At 35.9% G+C, this 3,294-nt stretch carries 2 protein-coding genes; both read left to right on the forward strand.

Translation table 11 applies throughout. The annotated features are described in order from the left end of the window. The first annotated feature begins 128 nt into the window (after window positions 1–128). A complete protein-coding gene (locus tag ACKI4K_RS02960; RefSeq protein ID WP_407422131.1) occupies window positions 129–437 on the forward strand; it encodes a hypothetical protein in 309 nt (102 codons plus the stop codon). After that, on the forward strand, window positions 412–3,294 hold a 2,883-nt coding region (locus ACKI4K_RS02965; RefSeq protein WP_407422133.1), incomplete at its 3' end, for a C1 family peptidase. The genes ACKI4K_RS02960 and ACKI4K_RS02965, both read left to right, overlap by 26 nt.

The raw sequence follows: 3,294 nt of genomic DNA on the forward strand, positions 1-3,294 counted from the left end.
ATATCTCTTGGAATAAACTTTTTTTTAACATATTGTTTAAAAAATATTCAATTTTCGATAGCAGAATAAAATAATATTCATATTTTTTTTGATTTATGGGTTAGATTATTGATTAATGGGGGTAATCTATGAAATTTGCAAAATTAGGTTTTATATTGCTTTTTTTGATAGTTTCAATAGGTGCTGTCTCAGCAACAGAAGAAATTAACAATGACACAATAAGTACAGACAATCCAATAGAAATGGGGGATGATGCTCTTAATGATGAGCCGGCAATCCTGCAAAGTACAGAGTATAGCGGATATGGTGAAAGTGAAATTAATAATACGTTTACAGATTTAGCAAATGATGTTTCCGCATCTGCAGATGTATTCGAAATTGAAAAGAACTACAAATTCAATAATGGGACCGATGATGGAAAAAAAAATAAGCATTGATAAAGATAATTTTGTAATAAATGGAAATAACCACATAATCGATGGAAACGGGCAAGTGTCGATATTTTTCATTCTCGGAAAGAATGTCACAATAAACAATCTCAAATTTGTTAATGGTCATTCTATTAGGGCCGGTGGTGCAATAGTTGCCGGAACGGGATCATTAACTTTAAATAATGTTACATTTATTAACAATTCTGCAGACCTCCTGGGAGGGGATGTGGCTGTTGTGGAAGATGCCAGTGTTAATATTTTTAATTGTAATTTTATTGACAGTTATTCATATCATGGTAGCGCACTTTATTTAGAGGCTGGTGCTGTGAATATTGAATACAGCAATTTTACATCAAAATATTTCAGTCATTGGGGATTAATTTTTACTAATCAGATAGAAAATGAATTATTTATTGATAATTGTATTTTCAATAATATTTCCTCAGCATATACTCCAGCAGTATTTGCTCAGGATAGCTATGTGACCATCAATAATACTAAATTTAATAACTTAAAAGCAAATGAATCTGTTGGTGCTGTAGCAATTCGAACACCTAAACAGGCAATTATTGAAAATTGCCTATTTGTAAATACCACTTCAACTAAAAATGCAGGGGCATTATTTATCGATATCGAAGGGGAGGGTGACGAACCAATTACAGAACCAATTACAGTAACTGTTCGAAATTTAACTTTCAATAATGTTTCTTCAGGTTTTGGTGGGGCTTTTGTTCAACTAACAGGTAACCTAACTCTTGAAGATTCAAGCTTCACCAACTGTTCTGCAGTTTATGCGGGGGGAGCGGCATATCTTTCAAATGTAATTGCAGAAATAACCAATTGTAAATTCAATTCAAATAAGGTAGTGCCACAACCTAATTATCAAACATCAGGGGGTGCATTATATTTTGATTACGGCGTTTTGAACATTGCTGATTCAGAATTCAATAATAATAATGCTTCAATGGCCAGTGGAATATTAATTTACGATTCCGAATACCATCTGGACAATATAACATTTAACAACAACAATAATCCGGTTTATACATATTTTGATGGTATCGGATCAACAATAGGCCAGGTATACGGCAGCGATACAATTTCACAGGGTGATTTGAATAACACATATTATCTCAGTGTGATTCTTGGCGAAGGAATGAAATTAAATTTAACTGCAAACAACATTGACCTCACCACCCTTCCTGCCAGATTTGATTTGAGGGAAATCGGATGGATTACACCAGTTAGGGACCAAGGAAACATGGGTTCTTGCTGGTCATTTGGTGGAGTGGCAGCGTTTGAATCTGCTTTATTGAAAAATACCGGAAGGTCATATGATATTTCAGAAAATAATATGCAGGATTCAATGCTTGTTTTCAGCAGATATGGGTCTGATGAAATCGAAAGCGGGAATGAAATGATTGCTGCAGCTTATTTTTTATCTTGGCTCGGTGCATTTCCGCAGGAATATGACATATATGATGAACTTGGAAAATTATCTCCAGTAATCCACACAAATCAAACAATACACCTTCAGGATTTTGTTTTAATTGATGATAGGAACATATCAATTCCGGGAGACCCTGCTCTTAAAAAAGCTATTCTTAAATATGGTGCATTGACAGTTCTTTATGATGGTGAACAGGAGCCAGAGGCTTATAACCCAACCACAGGTGCTTTTTATCATTTGACTGGTCCTACAAATCATGCAGTCGCTCTTGCTGGATGGGATGATAATTATCCAAAGGAAAACTTCGCCACCATCCCTGATGGTGATGGGGCATGGATTATCAAAAACAGCTGGGGAACCCAATCTGGTGATGGGGGATACATGTATGTCTCATATTATGATGGAACATTATGTCCCGATGACCAACTAACACGCCAAGCGGTAGCATATGTGTTTGAAAATACCATGCCATACAATAAGAATTATCAATATGATTTTACAGGCATTAAGCTATTTGTGTTCAATGATGAAACCTGTGAATTATATGGCACTCCTGTAACCAATGTGAATAACTTTGTCAGTGCCGAAGATGATTTGATAGCCGCTGTTGGAACCTACTTTAATCAAAGCGGTATGGATTACACAGTTAAAGTTGCAGTGAATGGGGCTGTGGTCTATACTCAAAACGGTGTTTCACCTTATAGGGGATACCACACAATTAAATTGGACAAGTACATTCCAATTAAGAAAGGCGATAAGTTTAGTATCTATGTAACATCCATGGCATTGGGCATGTCCATCCCAAAAAGGATGCACTATGAGACTGGCGTTTCATTAACTAATGGTGATGATGGGATTTGGAAAGATTCATATCAAACATATGGATTTGTTGCCTGCATTAAAGCATACACGTTAAAAGATGACACTACTATCATTGACAATAAAAACATTGTAGTTGACTATGGCGGCGGCGAATACTTTTCAGTCAAAGTTAAAGCAGCTGATGGTCATGTTGTTGTGGGAGCCTGTGTTAATTTCACAATCAATGGAAAAACAATTGCTGCTCTAACTGATGATGATGGAATTGCCAAATTTGAGATTAATGAAGTTCCGGGTGTTTATCCTGTTACAACTTCTTATAATAATCAGACCTATAAGAACAAAGTAACTGTTGTATTGGATTTGAGCACATGTAAAGTCATTGGCAATAAGGATATCACAGTCGATTATAACAGTGATTCTCACTTCGCTGTTAGGGTGGTTTCTGCTGATGGTAAGGTAGCGGCCAGTGGCGTTCCGGTCACTTTTAAAATCAACGGTAAGGCCTCAACAGTCAAAACAGATAAAAATGGAATAGCATCATTCAAATTGCCTTTGTTGAATCCTGGAGTATATCCGATTGAAACTATATAT

This window comes from Methanobrevibacter sp. (genome assembly GCF_045644645.1).
Taxonomy (GTDB): Archaea; Methanobacteriota; Methanobacteria; order Methanobacteriales; family Methanobacteriaceae; genus Methanocatella.

Bases quoted from the DNA above. Each gene is read 5' to 3' on its own strand.
- ACKI4K_RS02960 (WP_407422131.1), top strand. From the start codon at position 129: ATGAAATTTGCAAAATTAGGTTTTATATTGCTTTTTTTGATAGTTTCA.